The organism is Amycolatopsis sp. NPDC059027 (genome assembly GCF_042739735.1).
Taxonomy (GTDB): Bacteria; Actinomycetota; Actinomycetes; order Mycobacteriales; family Pseudonocardiaceae; genus Amycolatopsis.
In genome coordinates this window covers 1-18,528 of sequence record NZ_JBHYIK010000110.1, presented here as the reverse complement: position 1 = coordinate 18,528, position 18,528 = coordinate 1, and the positions used below count along the sequence as shown (strand labels likewise).

19 protein-coding genes are annotated in these 18,528 nt (G+C 67.6%); 10 read left to right on the top strand and 9 right to left on the bottom strand.

The window, feature by feature from the left end:
* Positions 1 to 370: 370 nt before the first annotated feature.
* Entirely contained in the window at positions 371 to 1,501 is a 1,131-nt protein-coding gene (locus ACFWY9_RS42220) for an FAD-dependent oxidoreductase (protein WP_378341519.1), read from the bottom strand.
* A gap of 181 nt (positions 1,502 to 1,682) precedes the next feature.
* Here ACFWY9_RS42220 and ACFWY9_RS42215 point away from each other — a divergent pair, with 181 nt between their 5' ends.
* The 6 genes from ACFWY9_RS42215 to ACFWY9_RS42190 all read left to right on the top strand — a co-directional run bounded on the left by ACFWY9_RS42215 (position 1,683) and on the right by ACFWY9_RS42190 (position 6,530).
* Complete coding sequence (locus tag ACFWY9_RS42215; protein ID WP_378341518.1) at positions 1,683 to 2,483, top strand: DUF5753 domain-containing protein; 801 nt, start codon at positions 1,683 to 1,685, stop codon at positions 2,481 to 2,483.
* A 20-nt stretch (positions 2,484 to 2,503) separates the two neighbouring features.
* The gene (locus ACFWY9_RS42210) at positions 2,504 to 2,695 is read left to right on the top strand and encodes a DUF397 domain-containing protein (protein WP_378341517.1); all 192 of its coding nucleotides are present in this window, start codon (positions 2,504 to 2,506) and stop codon (positions 2,693 to 2,695) included.
* A gap of 10 nt (positions 2,696 to 2,705) precedes the next feature.
* Positions 2,706 to 3,611 carry an aldose 1-epimerase family protein gene (locus ACFWY9_RS42205; RefSeq protein ID WP_378327768.1) on the top strand — a complete coding sequence of 302 codons (906 nt, stop codon included), beginning with the start codon at positions 2,706 to 2,708 and terminating at the stop codon, positions 3,609 to 3,611.
* A complete protein-coding gene (locus tag ACFWY9_RS42200; protein WP_378327810.1) occupies positions 3,578 to 4,069 on the top strand; it encodes a GNAT family N-acetyltransferase in 492 nt (163 codons plus the stop codon). The genes ACFWY9_RS42205 and ACFWY9_RS42200 overlap by 34 nt, the downstream gene beginning before the upstream one ends.
* Positions 4,070 to 4,137: 68 nt before the next feature.
* Positions 4,138 to 5,352, top strand: a complete 1,215-nt coding sequence (locus tag ACFWY9_RS42195; RefSeq protein WP_378341516.1) for an amidohydrolase — start codon at positions 4,138 to 4,140, stop codon at positions 5,350 to 5,352.
* Positions 5,349 to 6,530 carry an amidohydrolase family protein gene (locus tag ACFWY9_RS42190; RefSeq protein ID WP_378341515.1) on the top strand — a complete coding sequence of 394 codons (1,182 nt, stop codon included), beginning with the start codon at positions 5,349 to 5,351 and terminating at the stop codon, positions 6,528 to 6,530. The genes ACFWY9_RS42195 and ACFWY9_RS42190 overlap by 4 nt, the downstream gene beginning before the upstream one ends.
* Here ACFWY9_RS42190 and ACFWY9_RS42185 read toward each other — a convergent pair.
* The 5 genes from ACFWY9_RS42185 to ACFWY9_RS42165 form a co-directional block, all read right to left on the bottom strand.
* A complete protein-coding gene (locus ACFWY9_RS42185; protein ID WP_378341514.1) occupies positions 6,512 to 7,678 on the bottom strand; it encodes an MAB_1171c family putative transporter in 1,167 nt (388 codons plus the stop codon). The genes ACFWY9_RS42190 and ACFWY9_RS42185 overlap by 19 nt on opposite strands.
* Positions 7,675 to 8,178, bottom strand: coding sequence for a hypothetical protein (locus ACFWY9_RS42180; protein ID WP_378341513.1), 504 nt, complete (start codon positions 8,176 to 8,178; stop codon positions 7,675 to 7,677). Before ACFWY9_RS42180 ends, ACFWY9_RS42185 begins: the two co-directional genes overlap by 4 nt.
* 104 nt (positions 8,179 to 8,282) lie before the next feature.
* Positions 8,283 to 8,699, bottom strand: coding sequence for a hypothetical protein (locus ACFWY9_RS42175; protein WP_378341512.1), 417 nt, complete (start codon positions 8,697 to 8,699; stop codon positions 8,283 to 8,285).
* A 197-nt stretch (positions 8,700 to 8,896) separates the two neighbouring features.
* Entirely contained in the window at positions 8,897 to 9,550 is a 654-nt protein-coding gene (locus ACFWY9_RS42170) for a ubiquinol-cytochrome c reductase iron-sulfur subunit (RefSeq protein WP_378327762.1), read from the bottom strand.
* Positions 9,547 to 10,071 (bottom strand): RNA polymerase sigma factor, encoded by a 525-nt coding sequence (locus ACFWY9_RS42165; RefSeq protein WP_378341511.1) that lies wholly within the window; start codon positions 10,069 to 10,071, stop codon positions 9,547 to 9,549. Before ACFWY9_RS42165 ends, ACFWY9_RS42170 begins: the two co-directional genes overlap by 4 nt.
* Positions 10,072 to 10,258: 187 nt before the next feature.
* Here ACFWY9_RS42165 and ACFWY9_RS42160 point away from each other — a divergent pair, with 187 nt between their 5' ends.
* Complete coding sequence (locus ACFWY9_RS42160) at positions 10,259 to 11,677, top strand: hypothetical protein (protein ID WP_378327760.1); 1,419 nt, start codon at positions 10,259 to 10,261, stop codon at positions 11,675 to 11,677.
* A gap of 157 nt (positions 11,678 to 11,834) precedes the next feature.
* Here ACFWY9_RS42160 and ACFWY9_RS42155 read toward each other — a convergent pair whose 3' ends face one another.
* A complete protein-coding gene (locus ACFWY9_RS42155; RefSeq protein WP_378327759.1) occupies positions 11,835 to 13,001 on the bottom strand; it encodes an acyl-CoA dehydrogenase family protein in 1,167 nt (388 codons plus the stop codon).
* A 101-nt stretch (positions 13,002 to 13,102) separates the two neighbouring features.
* Between ACFWY9_RS42155 and ACFWY9_RS42150 the strand changes: the two genes are divergently transcribed.
* The 3 genes from ACFWY9_RS42150 to ACFWY9_RS42140 all read left to right on the top strand — a co-directional run bounded on the left by ACFWY9_RS42150 (position 13,103) and on the right by ACFWY9_RS42140 (position 16,192).
* Positions 13,103 to 13,726 (top strand): TetR/AcrR family transcriptional regulator, encoded by a 624-nt coding sequence (locus ACFWY9_RS42150; RefSeq protein WP_378327758.1) that lies wholly within the window; start codon positions 13,103 to 13,105, stop codon positions 13,724 to 13,726.
* Positions 13,727 to 13,744: 18 nt separating this feature from the next.
* On the top strand, positions 13,745 to 14,686 hold the full coding sequence (locus ACFWY9_RS42145; RefSeq protein WP_378327757.1) for a carbohydrate kinase: 942 nt from the start codon (positions 13,745 to 13,747) through the stop codon (positions 14,684 to 14,686).
* Positions 14,687 to 14,878: 192 nt separating this feature from the next.
* A complete protein-coding gene (locus tag ACFWY9_RS42140; RefSeq protein WP_378327756.1) occupies positions 14,879 to 16,192 on the top strand; it encodes a citrate synthase in 1,314 nt (437 codons plus the stop codon).
* Positions 16,193 to 16,535: 343 nt separating this feature from the next.
* On the opposite strand, the gene ACFWY9_RS42135 is transcribed toward ACFWY9_RS42140, so the two are convergent.
* Complete coding sequence (locus tag ACFWY9_RS42135; protein ID WP_378327755.1) at positions 16,536 to 17,726, bottom strand: ABC transporter permease; 1,191 nt, start codon at positions 17,724 to 17,726, stop codon at positions 16,536 to 16,538.
* Positions 17,723 to 18,528, bottom strand: an 806-nt coding sequence (locus ACFWY9_RS42130; protein ID WP_378341510.1) for an ABC transporter ATP-binding protein, incomplete at its 5' end; no start/stop codon positions are given. The genes ACFWY9_RS42135 and ACFWY9_RS42130, both read right to left, overlap by 4 nt.

Genomic DNA, 18,528 nt, shown 5'->3' with positions numbered 1-18,528 from the left:
CCTTCGGTGCGTTGGCTGCACAGAAGGCGCCCTTCAGCACGGCCAATGCACTGAAAGCGCCCTTCAGTGCGCGGGTGGCGGCCCGTGTCGCGAACGCTCCGTTCGGGACGTTGAGGGGTGCTGTTGCGTGGTGCTCGCGTGGGGTGCCGAGGGACGCCTTCGGTGCGCTCGATGCACCGAGGGACGCCCTCGTCGCGGCCAACGCACTCAGGGCGTCCCTCGGCGCGAGGCTCCGCCGTGTACTGGGGCGACCCTCGAGGGAAGTGTCCTTTGTGGACTTAGTGGTAGTGAAGGCCTCCTTACCGGCGCTCAACGCCGGTAAGGAGGCCTTCACGGCACTGGGCCTGCCCGCGACGCGCGCATCGCAAGCTCAGGAGCGGGCCTCGCCGGTTACGAACTGGCCGATCTCGTCGGGGTCGTGCGCGGCCAGCAGATCGTCGGCCCCGCCTTCGAGCCGCTGGGCTGTTTCGATCGAGCGCGGGAGCATCGTCTTCTCGTAGGCGTGCACCGCGTCGTCGATGGTGGCGGAGCGGGCAAGCGCGAGCGCGAGTTCGCTGGCGTCGAGCATGGCCAGGTTGACGCCGACGCCGAGCGGCGGCATGAGGTGCGCGGCGTCTCCCAGGAGCGTCAGGCTGGGCGAGTGCTCCCAGGTGTGCGGCACCGGCAGGGCGAAGAGCGGGCGATCGACATAGGGGCCGTCGTTGTCGGTGACCAGCCGGCGCACCTCCGGCGACCAGGCCGCGAACTCCTTCCGCAGGTACGCGCGGATGCCGTCGGTGTCCTCGGGACGAAGCCCGTTCGCCGCGATCCAGTCCGCCGGGACGCGCTGCATGATGTAGACCCGCATGTGGCCGCCGCTGTTGCGCTGCGGGAAAAGTCCGCGCTTGCCGTCGGCGATGTGGGCGCCGCCCTCCCCGACCAGTTCGGCGAGTTCGGGGTGGGCGGTCTCCATGTCGTCGAACCACGCTTCGAGGCAGCTGATCCCGACGTACTGTGGCGTCGCGGACGACACCGCCGCGCGGACGCGGGAGAAGGCACCGTCCGCGCCGATCACGAGATCCGTCTCGACGGTCGTTCCGTCGGCGAAGGTCAGCGTTCGCGACCCGTCGGACGGTCCGCTCACCGATTCGAGGGTGCGTCCCCAATGGACCGTTCCTGGGGCGAGTGAACGCAGCAGGAGATCGCGAAGCTGCCCGCGGTCGATCTCGGGGGCGATCATCTCGCCCTCCTCCGGCAGGTGGCGGGCCAGGATGCGCCCAGTCGTGTCGAGCATGCGCATTTCCTGTCCCTCGAACCTGGCGAGCGCGAAGAACTCGTCCAGCAGGCCCGCTTCGCGGAGTGCGAGCTGACCGTCTTCTTCGTGGAGGTCGAGGGAGCCGCCCTGGTTTCGGGAGATCGCGTCCGGATCCCGGTCGTACACGGTCACCGGGATGCCGTGCCGCTGCAGGATGCGCGCGCAGGTGAGGCCGCCCGGCCCGGCGCCGATGATGCTGATGCTCACGGTGGTTCCTTCCGTCGGTCGAGGACACCAGTGAATCAGTAGTCAGTTCATAAGTGCAATGAGTTTACTTTTTGTGTCACTTCGCGTTTATGGTGGGATTCCCGGATTGCCGGTCCCAGGTGGCAGCATCCGGTGATCATTCATGTACGGGAGGTAATGGATGGCCGGATGGACGAGTCCCGTGCTGGCCAAGCAGCGGCTGGGGCGACGGCTTCGGAGGTTGCGTCTGCATGCGCGGATGAGCTTGGACGAGGCGGCCGTCTTGCTCGACACTCCTCGAAGCTCGTTGCAGCGGATGGAGACCGGGGTGACTTACGCCAACGTGCACTTCGTGCGTTCGGCGATGGATGTCTGCGACTGTCGCGATGACGAGCTGATCGACCTCGCCCGGCGAGCGAAGCAACGGGGCTGGTGGCAGGACTACGGGCTCAAAGGGCTGGGCTACACCGCTCTGGAAACCGAGGCTGCCGAGGCGCGCAACTGGGAAGTCATGTATGTGCCGGGGCTTCTGCAGATCGAGTCCTACATGCGCGCACTCTTCCGGGGTGGGCATCCGCGTTCCGAGGAGAGCATCCGCAACGATGTGACCGTGCGATTGCGCCGTCAGGAGCGCCTTGCCGACATGGAGAGGCCGCTTCGGCTGACTGCGATCGTCGACGAAGCTGTCCTTCGGAGGCCGGTGGGTGGCGTCGATGTGATGCGCGCCCAGTTGGACTACTTGCGGGAGATCGTGGAGCTGCCGACGGTCGGCCTGCAGGTGGTGCCGTATGACCGTGGTGAGCATCAGGGGATGCGGGGTGCCTTCACGATCTTGCGATTCGAGCATGACGAGGATCCGGACATGCTTTATATGGGCAAGGTCGTGGGTTCTTCGCAGACAGAGAACGCCGAGGAGGTGAAGGAGGCTACCCTGGTATTCGACCGCTTGCGTTCGGTTGCGTTGTCGTCCGAGGAGACGATCGCGTTCATCGGACGCCTGTAGCCGAAGGTGGAGGGCGACCGGTGTCTACTGTGGACTTCTCGACTGTGGCTTGGCGGAAGAGCAGTTACAGCGAAGACGGTACGGGTGGCAACTGCGTCGAGGTGGCCGCGTCTCCCCAGGTCGTCGGGGTCCGCGACTCCAAAGCGCCTGTCTCGAACCTGTCCGTCTCCGCCGCCGCGTGGATCGCGTTCCTGGAGTCCGCCCGCCGGTAGGGTCGTCCGCATGGGCAACCCGACCGGAGAGCAGTTCGAGATCACCCGCGGCAACGCACGCGCCGTCGTCACCGAGATCGGCGCGGGCCTGCGCGCGTTCGAGGTCAACGGCGTCCCGTACGTCGAAGAGTTCCCCGAGGACGAGAAGCCGCCGAAGGCTGCCGGTCAGGTCCTCCTCCCGTGGCCCAACCGCACCAAGGGCGGCAAATGGACCTTTCAGGGCGAGGAGCAGCAGCTCGAGATCACCGAAGAGGCCAGGGGCAACGCCATCCACGGCCTGACCCGCCGCAAGGAGTGGGAACTCCTCGAACACGCCGAATCGTCGATCACCCTCGCGATCGACGTCGAGGTCCAGCCTGGCTGGCCGGTGCCGCTGCGCGCGACGATCACCTACGAGATCGCGCCGCGCGAACTCACCATCACGCACGAGATCCGCAACGAGGGCGAGCAGCCGATCGGCGTCGGCGTCGGGACGCATCCGTACTTCCGCATCGGTGACGTGCCGACCGACGAGCTCACACTGACACTGTCCGCGACCCGGGTCCGGCCCTATCTCGGCGACGAGCAGATGCCGTACGGCGAAGAGCAAGACGTCGAGGGCACCGAGTACGACTTCCGCTACGGCAAACCGCTGCGGGGCGTCGATCTCGACACCGCGTTCGGCGGGCTGGACTTCGCCGAGGACGGGCAGTACCACCACGTCCTCAGTCACGACGACAAGCATCTCGTCGTCTGGGCCGGACGCGATTTCCGCTGGGCGCAGGTGTTCACGCCGGATGACCTCGTCGGGCGCGGCCGGGCGGTCGCGATCGAGCCGATGACCTGTCCGGCCGACGCGCTCAACACCGGCACCGACCTGATCGAACTCGAGCCCGCGTCCTCCTGGACGGGGAGCTGGGGGATCCGGGTCCCGTGACGCCCGTCCGGCTGACCGTCGCCGACGCGGGTGAACTCCTGACGTTGCAACGGGCCGCGTACCTGGACGAGGTCCGGATTTATCGCGATGTCGACTTACCGCCAGTGCGCGACACGCTCGAGGACACCCGCGCGGCGCTGGCGGATCCCGCCTCGACCACCTGGGGTGTGCGTGACGACGGGCGGCTGATCGCGAGTATCCGGGCGGTGGTCGACGGGGTGGAGTGCCGGCTATACCGGCTCGTCGTCGCGCCTGATCGCCAGGGCGAGGGGCTGGGTAGCGCGCTGCTGCTCGCCGCCGAGGTCGCCGCGCCGCCGGAGGTGACGACGTTCCGGCTGAACACCGGGTCGAAGAGCGGCGGGCCGCTGTACCTCTACCCGAGGTTGGGATATCGCGAGACACATCGGACACCCGAGAACGATCACGAGCTGGTCCATTTCGCGAAGCCGCGTGCGTGACGGCGCCTCGGTTCGTTAGCGTGTCACTGTATTGATGGGTTCTCGGCGGGAAAGAGTACTTCGAACCTATGTCAGCTAAGGCGATTGTGGGGGGCTACGTCGTCCCCATCGACGGTAATCCGATCGACGACGGCATCGTGCTCATCGAGGACGGCCGGATCGTCGCCGTGGGGGCGGAGGCCGACGTCGACGTCCCGGACGACGCGGAGATCATCGACGCGGCCGGGACGTGGGTGCTGCCCGGCTTCATCGACGCGCACGCGCACCTCGGCGTCCACGAGGACGGCGAAGGCTGGTCCGGCAACGACACCAACGAGATGACCGATCCGAACGGGGCGCGGTTCCGCGCGATCGACGGTATCGATCCGTACGAGCCCGGGTTCGACGACGCGCTGTCCGGCGGCGTCACGAGCGTGGTGATCAAGCCTGGGTCGGGGAACCCGATCGGCGGCCAGACGATCGGCGTCAAGACCTGGGGCCGCAGCATTCTGGACATGACGTTCGCCGAGCACGTGAGCGTCAAGAGCGCGCTCGGCGAGAACCCGAAGCGGGTGTACGGCGAGAAGAACCAGACGCCGTCGACCCGGCTGGGGGTCGCGGCGATCCTGCGTGAGGCGTTCACCAAGGCTCGCAACTACCAGGCGCAGCGGGACTACGCGCACGACGAGGGCAAGCCGTTCGACGTCGACCTGACGAAGGAGACGCTCGCCAGGGTGCTGGCCGGCGAGCTGTACTGGGACCAGCACGTGCACCGCGCGGACGACATGGTGACCGCGATCCGGCTGGCCGACGAGTTCGGCTACAAGCTGGTGATCAACCACGGCACCGAGGGCCATCTCATCGCCGACCTGCTGGCCGAGCGGGACGTGCCGATCATCCTCGGCCCGCTGTTCACCACGAAGTCCAAAGTGGAGCTTCGCAACCGGACACTGCGGGGGCCGGGCATCCTCGCGCGGGCCGGGGTGAAGTTCGCGATCACCACCGACCACCCGGTCATCCCGATCAACTTCCTTGTCTACCAAGCGGCTCTGGCCGTCAAGGACGGGCTCGACCCGGTGACGGCGCTGCGCTCGCTCACCGCGCACCCGGCGGAGATTCTCGGCCTCGACGACCGGATCGGCACGCTCAAGCCGGGCTTGGACGCCGACGTCGTGCTGTGGTCGGGCGACCCGCTGGACGTCATGAACCGGGCGTTGCGGGTGTTCGTGCGGGGTGACGAGGTGTACCACTTCGACGAGTCGCAGGGGGTCGGTGTCGCGAAGGACCGGCGGTATCGCGAGTGACCCAGCCGTGGGCACTGCGTGCGGCGCGGCTGTTCGACGGAGCCGCGCTGCACCACGGCTCGCCGCTGGTGGTGATCCGCGAGGGCTCGGTCGTGGCGGTGGACCTCTCCGGCGCTCACCCCGCGCACGATCTCCCGGTGGTCGACCTGGGCGAGGCGACCTTGTTGCCCGGTTTGGTCGACGCGCACACGCACCTGGGTTTCGAACCGGGCGCGCTGGATCCCCGGCCGCTGCGCGCGGATGACGTCGAGGCCAGGGAGGCGCTCGCGGCACGGATGCGCCGTCACGCCGAACAGGCGTTGCGGGCCGGGGTCACCACCGTGCGGGACCTGGGGGATTGGGACTACCTGGCGCTGGAGATCCGGGACGGGTTCGCCGCCGGCGGTGGACTCGGGCCGGAGATCCTGGCGTCGGGGCCGCCGATCACCAGCACCGGCGGGCATTGCTGGTTCCTCGGCGGAGAGGCCGACTCGCCGGAGGAGTTGCGAGCGGCGGTGGCCGAGCGCGTCGACCGGGGTGTCGACGTGGTCAAGGTGATGGCGACCGGTGGCGGCATCACCCCGGGCAGCGCTCCGTACGAGTCGCAGTACGACGTCGAACGTCTGCGCGTCGTTGTCGAAGCAGCCCACTCGGCGCAGATGATGGTCACCGCGCATGCGCACGGGACCGGTGGAATCGCGGACGCGGTGTACGCGGGCGTTGACGGCGTCGAACACGGCACGTTCATGACCGCGGACGGAGCCGTCGCGGATTGGGACGTCGTCCGGGTGATGGCTGAACACGGCGTGTACGTCGGGGTGACCGCGGGCCGGGTGCTCGGTGGCGCTCCGCTTTCCCCGCGTGTCATCGCGGCTCGGAAGCTGTTGCCGCGAATGCGTGAGGAGGGTGTGCGGCTGGTGTGTTCGTCCGACGCCGGTGTCGTCGTTGAGAAGCCGCACGACTGCCTTCCGTATGGGCTGGAGGAGTTTCAGTCCTTTGTAGACATCTCGCCGGTCGAAGTGCTGGCGACGGTGACCGGTCTGGCCGCGGATTCGTGCGGGGTCGGGGATCGGAAGGGGCGGGTGCGCGCGGGGTCCGACGCGGATTTCGTTGCGGTGTCGGGGGATCCGGGCGAGGATCTCGGTGCGTTGCGCTCGGTGGTCGCGGTGTACCGGGCAGGTCAGCGGGTGGCGCTCTGAGCTGACGTCGGATACGCCGTGACCGTCGGCGAGTTCCAGGCCGCGGCGATCCGGCGCAGCCAGCGGAGTTCGCTCTCGATGTCCACGCCGCCGTGGTAGACGAGATCGAGGGGTTCCTCCGCGCGCGGGCGGCCCGTTTCCCTCGCGTGCAAGGCGATTTTCAGCCAGCACGCCGTTTTCACCACTTCGGCCCGCTCCTCGGGAACGTCGCGCAGTGCCGCGCCGATGGCGTCCAGGTCGGCCGGGGTGACCCATTCGCGCATGACCAGCAGCCCGTCCCGGATCTCGATGATCATCCGGTTGAGGCGCAACCGGGTGTCGGTGAACCGCAGCAGATCGGTGAGCCTGCCCCGCGGCGGTTGCAGCGCGACGTGCGGAATGGCTTCGCACAAGGCTTTCCACAGCGGGTAGAGCTTCTGGCCGTGCCAGAGGTTCACGATGGCATGCCACAGCGGCAGGAGCGCCGCCAGCGAACACCCGGCGAGAATGCCGATCGTGTGCAGGGACGAGACGTACTTGCCCGCCGTCGGCAGCAACGCCGTCGCGGAGAACAGGGAGGCGACGCGGGTGGCGAGGAAGATCAGGAACGCGGCCATCGCGACGGCGAGCAGGAACACGGCGAGGCGGAGCACAGCGCTACGGGTGCTCTTCAAGTGCCGGAGCAGTACGACGCCGGTCCACGCGGTGATGACCACCATGTAGAGCAGGTACGTGATCCAGTAGGCGGTGTGCGCGGTGAAGGCGCCGGGAACGGGGAGAAAACGTGTCCTGGTGGGGATTTTCAGGACGTCGACCGCGGCGAAGGCGCTGATCATGATCGCGATCGTCGCCCAGCACCACAGCAGGCGCGGCCTGCGCCACGGCGGACGTCGTGACTCGTCCCGTCCCGCGACGTGCAGTGCCAGGCTCAACAGGAGCGTGGCGACCCCGATCGCCATCAGGCTGGACAGCAGGCTTTCGAGGTTGGGGATCCCGACGTGCTCGAGTGCCTTCCCCACGGGGTTCTGGAGCATCAGCATGCCCCCGCCGAGCAGCAGCAGGATGAACCAGATCAGGCGTTGTTCGGCCGAGCGCAGCGCTGGGAGCCGGACGAGGATGACTGTCCAGCAGGCGATCAGCAGGACGAGGCGGAGCGGGTCGAAGCTCACCGCTCGAGGCCCAGTGCCGAGCTGAGCCGGAGTTCCTGGGCGTTACCCGGTTTGCTGCCCAGCCGCGAGGATTTCTCGAGCAGCAGTGTCGCCACCAGTTCGGCCTCCTGCTCCTGGTCGGTGCTGTAGTTCGTGCGCAGGAGGATCTGCTGGATCTCCTCGGGGCCGGTGGTGTCGTCCAGTATCCGCGCGGGCAGGTCGGCGATGGTGTGGCCGCAGATCATGTGGGCCAGCTCGTGCATGATGATGTGCTCTTGGTGGAACGGCGAAGTGTGTTCCTCGAAGAAGATGTGGTCGGCGGCGTCGGTGGCCAGCCAGACCCCGCACGGTGTTCCCTCGTCGTTCATGTCCCTTGGCAGAGGGTGAACGTAGAGCTTGCGCCCGCGCTGCTCGGCGAGAATCACGCACAGGGAGCGCGCGGTGAATGGCTGGCTGACGTCCACCGCTTCGACCAGCGCCTGGCAGCGATTCCGGATCTGCTTGCCGATCACGTCACCCACCTCTGGTTCCACGGCGTGCTCGGTCCGCGCAGGGCTCAGGACGGGACATCGGGAAAAGGCGACGACACGGTGCCGGGTCTTCCGCCGCGCATTCATGGCCGCGGTCAGTCATCGTCGTCGTGGTCGAGCCGTTCGATTTCCCGCGCGTGTTCGATCATGTCCAGAATAGCGCGCTGACTCCGTTCGGACAGGCCGTCGGAACGCAGGGCGATGGTCCGGACGCCGCTCGATCGCAGCGCGGTGGCCAGATCCATGTCTTCGGAAGTGATGTCCTGGTCGAGAAAGTATCCGGCGGGCTTGCCGAAGAACTTGGCCAGTGCCTGAAGCCGCGGGCCGGTGGGGTTCTTTCGTTCACCGGCGCGGAGCATCCACAGGTAGCCGGTGGAGATCGACAGCCCGGTCTCCTCGCGGATCGCCCTGGCGATGGCCGCGTTGCCCGGCGGTTTCGGCCGATGCCGCCATTTTTCCTCGATGAGGGCGTTGAGCTTGGTGGCGATCGGGCCGGCTTCCGGAGTGCTCACGTGCAGTCGCTCCTTTCGGAAGGCCACCGTGAGACGTGGTTCGATGTGGCGCATTGTGCGCGCCATTGTCCGGCAATATGAACTTCGGTTTCAAGCGCCGTCCGGTTGGTCACCGCGTGTGAGCTTACTGTCCTCCGTTTGCCCTAACGATATTTGTGACATCTCGCCGCTGACAGTCGCACGGTTGACAGGTGTGCTCAGACGCGCTTCAGCGGCACAAAGATCTCGATGAACCCGGCGCGTTCCCGGACTTCGGCGCGGGGCAGAGGCGGGAGTTCGATCGGGAGGTCGTAGCGGACGACGTCACCGTCGAGCGCGAAGACGGCGGGATGGCAGGGGCAGGTCAGCTGTCGCGCCGCGGCGTCGAACTGGAGATGACAGCCGAGGTGGGTGCAGGTCGAGGACACCGCCTGTAACCCGTCGCGGGTCCGGGTGACATATCCGGCGAAGGTGTCCAGTTCGAACTCGTGCACGTCGCCTTCCTTCAGGTCTCCGCTGGCGGCGACGGTCTGCCAGGTACCCGCGGGCCTCGGTTGCCCGGTCGTCGAGCCGTCGCGCACGACCCGGTCGATGGCCACGCCCGCCGCGAGCGAGGCGGCGGCGATGCCCGCGGTTTGGACCACGCGCCGGCGGGTGGCGAGCTTGTCCTTCGCGGATCGTGCGCCGAGTTGCTCGGCGAGTTCGCTTTCGAGGCGTGCGACGAACTCGGCGTCCGGCGCGGTGTCGGCGGTTCGTGCCGCCTGGAGCTCGATGGCCGCGCGCATCGCTTCGGCCTCGTCGTCGTCCGGGCGGAAGGGTTCGGGCGTGCGCTGGCCGATGATGCTGTCGACGAAGCGGCTGACGTCGTTCATGTCCGCTCCTCGATCCGTGCCGCGGCCTGCGCGGCGAGCCTGAGCGCCCGGTGCTGGATGACCTTGACGTTGGCCAGTGTCACGCCCAGCTCGTCGGCCGCGTCCTGCAAGGAGTATGACTCCAGGAACCGCAGCCGCAAGACCGTACGCGCGCGTTCGGGCAGTTCGGCGAGGATGGCCTCCAGCCGGTGATGTGCGGTGATCCCGCTCGATCCGTTGCCGTTTTCCCGCTCGGTGTCGGGGATTTCGCTGGCTTCGTCGAGGCCGATGGTGGTGATCTCGCGGCCGAAGAGGCGTCGCCAGTGCGCGGCGAGGACCGTTCTGGCCGTCGCGACGAGGTAGGCGCGGACCTCCTGCGCGGTCGCGTTGGTACGCAGGGGCTTCAACGCGGCCAGGAAGACCTCGGTGGTGAGATCCTCGGCGTCCGCGCGGTTTCCCACCTTGGCCAGCATGAGCCGGTGCACCCACCGGACATTCTCCCGGTAAATCGTTTCCCAGCCCTGCTGGGACTTCCCCGCCATCGGGACTCCATATCCCTCGCTCCGACGCGTACCGAGGATAGGACCGATGGAGCGTCCGCGGTACACCCATAAGGCCGTGCTACCGGGCTGTAACTCGGGTGCATATCTCCGGTCGAGGGGCCCCTTGATTTCTCCTCCGCGTCCAGCCGGCGAACGCGGGGAGCGCCCGTTCAAGCGAGGAGTGATCATGCAGAACAAGCGGAAAGCCGTGACCGCGGTGGCGGCGGTGCTGGCTCTCGGGGCGACCACGTCGTTCTCGGGGGCGGCGGGAGCCGTTGCGCCACAAGGGCTTTTCACCGATCGTGGGGACGTCAAGTTCCTGCCGCAGCCGTTGAAGGACAGACTCGCCGTGCTGGCCGGAAGACCAACCACGTTCGAGCCGATGACGGCGTTTTCCGAGGCGCCGACACCCAGCCAGTTATTCCAGTACTACCTGCTCGACACGAAGAATTTCCAACCAAATGTGTTCACCACGACGATTCCGGGGATCAACGACGGGGTCGCGCCCACCGCGACCGGCCCCAATCACGACATTCCGACCATTGGCGGCATTCGGGTGGTCGTCGAACCCAAGCCGGGACTTCCGATCGATCCGAATGATCCCGGTTCGTTCGTCGACATGTTCACCGACATTTCGGGCCTGTTCGTCATCAACAACGAATCCGGCTGGTACGAGGGCTGGATGATCCACGACGTCACGGTGCCGGACGTCGCGGCGCCGCGGAAGGACGGGCACGCCGCCTTCGGCAAGATCACCGCCGCCGACGCCGCCGCGCTCGCGAAGATGGGCGACTACCACAACAAACCCGGCGCGGTGTTCACCACCGACGGCAAGGCCCCGCACGAGCCGTCCGCGAACGACCACTGGCCGGACAAGGTGTCGAACCTCGTGCCGGTGCAGCTGTCGCTGGGCGCCTACAACGCCACGCAACAGAGCGACCTGCACTCGTACTGGGAACTCAACCAGTACACCAACTGGACGCCGCCGACGTACGAACTTCCCTTCACCGGCGGGCTTCCCGGCACGTTCGAGAAGGGCAAGATCGGCGCGCTGTCCTCGATCGTGCCCGGCTCGGGCCCGTCGGGCGTCAAGAACAAGCCACAGGTCGACGGCGACAACCCGAACATCCCGCGCGACCCGGACCGCCTGCTCAACACCAGTCCGGACGATCCGGACCGGCCGATGCCGAACAACGACGACCACAAGGAGAAGCGGCTTCGGTTCATCCCGAGCGGGCTGAGCAATGAGGTGCTGCTGGACGTCTACGTGCGTACCGCGTCCTTCGAGCCCTACGTGTACGACTTGAGCCAGCGGATCTTCGACGCGTACGCGGCCGAAGTCGCGCGGGTCGACGCCAACCACGACGGCATCGTCGACGCCGTGGAAGCGGACCTCGAAGGAACGTCCGACGGCGGCCAGTCCAACGACCGGCTGTACCTGCCCGCGACCGCGTACAACCGCGTCGCGGTCACTCGCGAGATCAACGACGGCCTGCTCTCGCCGCGCTTCGCGCCCAGCCAGCGTGCGTGGGTGCTGAGCGGTGACATCAACCGGGTGAGCCCGCCGGTTCCGGCGTCCGTCCCGCAGGACGGCGACAACCGGTAGCACAGGGGGGATTTGAGGGGGAGAAGGCGTCCTTACCGGCCTGGGGCTCCGGTAAGGACGCCTTCACACGTCACGTTCCGGCGAACTCGCGTGATCAGCGGCGCAACTCGCGTGCTTGGATGGACAACTCGCGTGCTTGGACGGAGATCTCGCGTGATCAGCGGCGCGACTCATGAGTTACGCCGCTGATCAGTTCGCGGGCGATGACCATGCGCTGGATCTGGTTGGTGCCCTCGAAGATCTGCGGGACCTTGGCCTCGCGCAGGTAGCGCTCCACCGGGAAGTCGCGGGTGTAGCCGGCGCCGCCGAGCACCTGGACGGCGTCGGTGGTCACCTTCATCGCCCCGTCGGTGGCGACGAGCTTCGCGATCGACGCCTGGCGCTGGAACGGCATCCCGCGGTCGCGGCGGCGCGCGGCGTCGAGGTAGGTCGCGCGGGCGGACTCGACCGTCGCGGCCATGTCGGCCAGCAGGAACTCGACGCCCTGGAAGTCGATGATCGCCTTCCCGAACTGCCTGCGCGTCTTCGCGTAGGCCACCGCTTCGTCGAGCGCGGCCTGGGCGAGGCCGACCGCGCACGCCGCGATCCCGAGCCGTCCCGAGCTGAGCGAGGACAGCGCGATCTTCAGGCCGTGCCCCTCGTAGCCGAGCAGCCGGTCGGCGTCCACACGCGCGTCTTCGAAGATCATCTGCGCGGTGGTGGACCCCGTCAGGCCCATCTTGCGCTCCTTCGGCGCCGCCGAGACACCGTCTGTCTTGCCGTCGACGAGCAGGCACGAGATGCCGCGGCCGCCGTCGTCGCTCGTGCGGACCATCGTGGTGTAGAAGTCGGCTTCACCCGCATGGGTGATCCAGGCCTTGGTTCCGTTGACGACGTATTGGTCGCCGTCGCGCCGTGCACGGGTGGACAGCGCCGCCGCGTCGGAACCCGCCTGCGTCTCGGACAGCGCGTATGCGCCGAGCAGGTCGCCTTCGAGCATGTCGGGGAGCCAGCGGTCACGCTGCGCGTCCGTGCCGTAGTGCGCCAGCGCGTAGCAGGACATCGTGTGCACCGAGAGGCCGACGCCGACCGACATCCACGCGGCCGCGATCTCTTCCAGGACCTGCAGATACACCTCGTACGGCACTTCGCCGCCGCCCCAGCGCTCCGAGTACGGCAGCCCGAGCAGCCCCGACTTGCCGAGCAGCCGGAACTGCTCGCGCGGGAAGCGCTCGGCTTCCTCGTACTCACCGGCGCGCGGCGCGAGTTCGTCACGGGCGATTTCGGCAGCCAGGGCGACGAGGTCCTCGGCCTCTGAGCTGGGCAGCAGGCGTTCCGCGGGCATGTCCCCTCCAAGACAGCTGTACTGAAAACAGTACTCTAGGGCAATTTACAGTACAGTAGTGGTGAGCTGGGGCACACCGGCCGATGAGGGATAGTGGTCCGATGTCCGACAGCGACGCGCCGTCCAGGGCGCAGGCCTCCTTCCGTGAGGCCCGGCGGCCAACGGCACGGCAGCGTGCGCTGCTCACCCAGCTCGAGACCCTGTTCCTCGCCGAGGGCTTCGCGCAGTTCACCCTCGACGACCTCGCCGCCCGCCTCCGCTGCTCGAAGTCGACGCTCTACACGCTCGCGCCGAGCAAGGAGCAGCTCGCGGTCAAGGTCGTCGCGCACTTCTTCAAGGGCGCCGCGGAGCGGATCGAGGAGCGTATCTCCGGAATCGACGACGCGCGCAAGCTGATCGGCGAGTACCTCGCCGGCGTCTCGGAACATCTCGAGCGCGCCTCGTCGGCGTTCATGACCGACATCGGGAGCTTCGGCCCGGCCCGCGACACCTATCAGCTCAACAGCCGCGCGGCCGCCGGGCGCATCAGGACATTTATTGACAAAGGCGTGGCCGACGGCGTTTTCCGCGACGTCCACGCGCGACTCGTCGCGGAAATGGCCGGATTGATCATCGAGGGCATCCAGACCGGGGTGCTCGGCGAGCGGACATCCGTCTCCGACGCCAAGGCCTTCACCGCACTGTCCGAACTTCTGCTCGGCGGACTGGCGACACAGCCGGAATAACCCGGTATCTTCCGCATCGTGATCGTTGTTGGTGGAGAGGCGCTGGTCGACCTCGTACCCGGTGAACCGTTGGATTCCACTGTGGACGGTGGGCTGCGCGCGTTGTTACCACGCCTTGGGGGTGGTCCGTACAACGTCGCGCTCGCGGCTGGACGCCTCGGCGTTCCTGTCCAGTTTCTGTCCCGTGTGTCCACCGACCGGTTCGGCGGCGCGTTGGTCGATCGGCTGCACGCCTCGTCCGTCGGGACGACGTTCGTGCAGCGCGGCGACGAGCCGACGACCCTCGCCGTCGTCGCGCTCGACGAGCACGGCTCGGCGCACTACACCTTCTACACCGAAGGCACGGCCGACCGGCTCGTCACCGACCCCGGGCCGCTGCCCGACAGCGTGACCGCGCTCTCCCTCGGCACGCTCGGCATGGTCCTCGAACCCGGCGCGAGCGCGTACGAAGCGATGCTGCGCCGCGAAGCCGCGCGCGGCGTGCTGACCGTGCTCGACCCGAACATCCGCGAGGCGCTGATCGCCGACCCCGCCGCGTATCGGGCACGTTTCGCTTCGTGGCTGCCGGACGTCCGGTTGCTGAAGATCTCCGACGACGACGCCGCTTGGCTCGCCGAGGGCGCGGACCCGGTCGCCGCCGCGAAAACCTGGGTGGAGTCCGGTGTGGACGCCGTCGTGCTGACTCGCGGCGCCGACGGGCTCGTTGTGATCACCGACGCGGGTGAGCTGGCCCACGTCCCGTCCCGCCGGGTGGACGTCGTCGACACGATCGGGGCGGGCGACACCGTGCAGGGCGCGTTGGTGGCGTGGCTGCATTCGCGAGGGGTGACCCAGCTGCGCGAACTCGGTGCCGATGAGTGGCACGAGGCACTGGGATTCGCGGCGAAAGCGGCGTCGATCACGGTTTCCCGCAGCGGTGCCGAACCGCCGACGGCGGAAGAAATGGCATCCACCGTGTGAACCTGGTCCCAAAGGGGCCGTTACGGGCAACGCATCGGCTGCGCGTTGCCCCCTACCTCGACTAGCGTAGAGGGGAATTCATACCCCAGCGGGGCGGTGTGCAGCGAGGCGTCAGGTTCTCGCGGTGAACACGTGGCTACCTGTGGAACCTACAGGCGCCGCCGTCCCGTGCCAGATGTGAGAGGGACCTGCATGTCCGACGCGACGACTGCGGGGCAGCCCGGCGACACCGCGACGCTGCGCCTGCCGAGTGGCGAACACGAGTTCAAGGTGGTCCACCCGGTCGAGGGTGCGCCCGGGATCGAGCTGGGGAAGCTGCTGGCGACGACGGGGTACGTCACCTACGACCCCGGTTTCGTCAACACCGGGTCGACCTCTTCGGCCATCACCTACATCGACGGTGACGCGGGCATCCTGCGCTACCGCGGTTACCCGATCGAGCAGCTGGCCGAGAAGTCGACGTTCATCGAGGTCTCCTACCTGCTCATCTACGGCGAGTTGCCGACCGAGGCCCAGCTGGCCGACTTCAGCGAGAAGATCCAGCGGCACACGCTGCTGCACGAGGACCTGAAGCTGTTCTTCAACGGCTTCCCGCGCGACGCGCACCCGATGCCGGTGCTCTCCAGCGCCGTCTCCGCGCTGTCGACCTTCTACCAGGACTCGCTCAACCCGTTCGACGAACCGAACGTCGAGCTGTCCACCATCCGCCTGCTGGCCAAGGTGCCGACCCTGGCGGCGTACGCCTACAAGAAGTCGGTCGGGCAGCCGTTCCTCTACCCGGACAACTCGCTCGGCCTCGTCGAGAACTTCCTGCGGATGACGTTCGGTTTCCCGGCCGAGCCGTACGACGTCGACCCGGACGTCGTCAAGGCGCTCGACCTGCTGTTCATCTTGCACGCCGACCACGAGCAGAACTGCTCGACCTCGACCGTGCGCCTGGTCGGTTCGTCCGAGGCGAACCTGTTCGCTTCGATTTCGGCCGGGATCAACGCGCTGTTCGGCCCGCTGCACGGTGGGGCGAACGCCGCGGTCCTCGACATGCTGGAGGGCATCCAGGCCGACGGCGGCGACGTCGCCAAGTTCGTCGAGCGCGTGAAGAACAAGGAAAAGGGCGTGAAGCTGATGGGCTTCGGGCACCGGGTCTACAAGAACTACGACCCGCGCGCGAAGATCATCAAGAACACCGCGGACGAGATCCTCGGCAAGCTGAAGGGCGGCGACCAGCTGCTCGACATCGCGAAGAAGCTCGAGGAGACGGCGCTTTCCGACGACTACTTCGTCGAGCGGAAGCTGTACCCGAACGTGGACTTCTACACCGGGCTCATCTACCGGGCGCTCGGGTTCCCGACGAAGTTCTTCACCGTGCTGTTCGCGCTCGGCAGGCTGCCCGGCTGGATCGCGCACTGGCGCGAGATGATCCAGGACCCGGCCACCAAGATCGGCCGCCCGCGGCAGATCTACACCGGACACACGTCGCGCGACTACACGTCGCTGTCCGAGCGGTAAGTCGCTGCTGCTCCTCGGTTCTCGTTCGAAGGCCATCCCGGGTTCGTCCCGGGGTGGCCTTCGGCGTTTGCGGGGCCGGGTTCGCAGCGCATTGCCGAGGGCGGCGGCGCGAGCGAGGCACTGGCCACAGAGGACACACGGCCACGTCCCGATCGCGCCGTTCGCGACGATCAACGTCCCCAACGCGTCGTTCGCGACACATCGAGGCCCCCCTTGCCGAACATTCTAGGCGAGGGGGCCGACAAGAACGCGAGGTCGGGAGGGGCGAGGGAAGTGCCGTCAAGGCCACCTTGCGGGCGTCTGGCGCCCGTAAGGTGGCCTTAACGGCATGGCGGCGAAGGGCTCAGCCGCGGAGGGCTTCGGAGAGTTTGATGCGGCTGCCGAGGCGCAGGACGCTGTTGCCGTAGATCTTCCCGCCGAGCCAGGTGAGCAGCGCGACGAGCACACCGGTCAGCACCAGCGAGGCCGCGATTTCCCAGCCCGCCGCCGCGCCGGTCGAGATCCGGGCGGGCATCAGGATCGGCGAGAACAGCGGTACCAGCGAAAGCACCTTCGTCGTCGTTCCGTCCGGTGACTGGATCAGCAGGTTGAAGCCGACGATGAACCCGACGATCAGCACCATGTTCACCGGCCCGACCACCGACTGCGTGTCCTCCTGCCGGGAGACCAGCGACCCCATCGCGCCGTAAATGGTGGCGTACAACAGGAAACCGAGCAGATACCAGACCAGGCCCCACACCAGCGCGCCGGTGGCGAAGCCGGACAGCGTGAACACCCCGGTCGCCGACGCCACGACAGCGCCGGCCGCGGCGAGGATCGCCAGCTGTGTCAGCCCGACCAGACCGAGCCCGATCACCTTGCCCAGCAACAACTGCCACGGTCGCACGCTCGACAGCAGGATCTCCACGACCCGGCTGGACTTCTCCTCCACGACCCCTTGGGCCACCAGCATTCCGTACGTCACGATGCTCATGTAGAGCAGCACCACCACGACGAGCCCGACGACGAGCCGTTTCCCGCTGTCCGGATCCTGCGGCTTGATCGCGTCGACGCCGACAGCGGTGGAAGACACCGCGCGCATCACCTGCGCCGGATCCAGGCCCGCCTCGGACATCTTCGCGTCCAGCACCTGTTGCCGGGCCACCTGATCGAGCACCGTGCGCAACTTGGAGTCCAAAGTGGACTTCACGAGCACCTTGAGGTCCGACGCGCTGCCGGACACCAGTGCGTCGAAATCGCCGTTTTCGACCTTCGTCCTGCCCTCGGCCGCGTCGGTCACCGAGACGGTCTTGATCGTCTGGCCGGTCTGCGCACCGGCGGCCTGAAGCTGCTGGGCGATCCCCGTCGACTGACCCGTCAACCCCACGGTGCTCTTGCTCGACGAGCCCGCCAGTCCTGATTGGAACGCGACGAAACCGATCAGCAGCACCAACATCACCGCGGTACCGACCACAAAGGACCGTGTCCGCAGTCGCGTGTTCAGTTCCCGCTTCATGACGAGCCAGATCGCCCGTCGCGCGCTGAGTGTCCTCACGCCGTTTCCCCTTCGGCTCGTGGTTGATCGGAGACCGCGTCCCGGAACAGCTCGGTCAGCGTCCGCCGTTGCCTGCTGAACTCGGTGACCGGTCCGGTGGCCAGTGCCGCGGCGAGCACGGCCTGGTCGTCGGCGCTCGGCGCCAGGTCGAGAACGCTTGTCGGGCCGTGGTTTTCCAGTACCCGGACTCCCGGCAGCGAGGCCGCCCAGCCCGGCGGCGCCGAAGGCGCGGTCACCACGAGCTTGCTGCCCGCGTTCCCGGTCAGCTCGGCCACCGGCCCCGCCGCCACCATCCGTCCACTTCGGATGATGCCGACCCGGTCGCACAGCCGCTCGACGAGATCGAGCTGGTGACTGGAGAACACCACCGGCACGCCGGTCGACGCCTTCTCCCGCAACACCGCGCTCATCACGTCGACCGCGAGCGGGTCCAGGCCGGAGAAGGGTTCGTCCAGCACGAGCACCAGCGGATCGTGCACCAGCGCCGCCGCGAGCTGAACCCGTTGCTGGTTACCGAGACTCAGCTTCTGGACCTCGTCCTTGCGCCGCTCGGAAAGCCCGAGCCGCGCGATCCAGTTCTCGGCGTTGCGATGCGCCTCGTTCGCCGACAGCCCGTGCAGCTCGGCGAGATAGACGAGCTGGTCGAGCACTTTCATCTTCGGGTACAGCCCGCGTTCCTCCGGCATGTACCCGATGTGCGTGCGGGATTCGTGCGTGATCGGCTTCCCGTCGAAGCGGACTTCGCCCGCATCCGCGGCCAGTACGCCCAGCGCGATCCGCATCGTCGTGGTCTTGCCCGCGC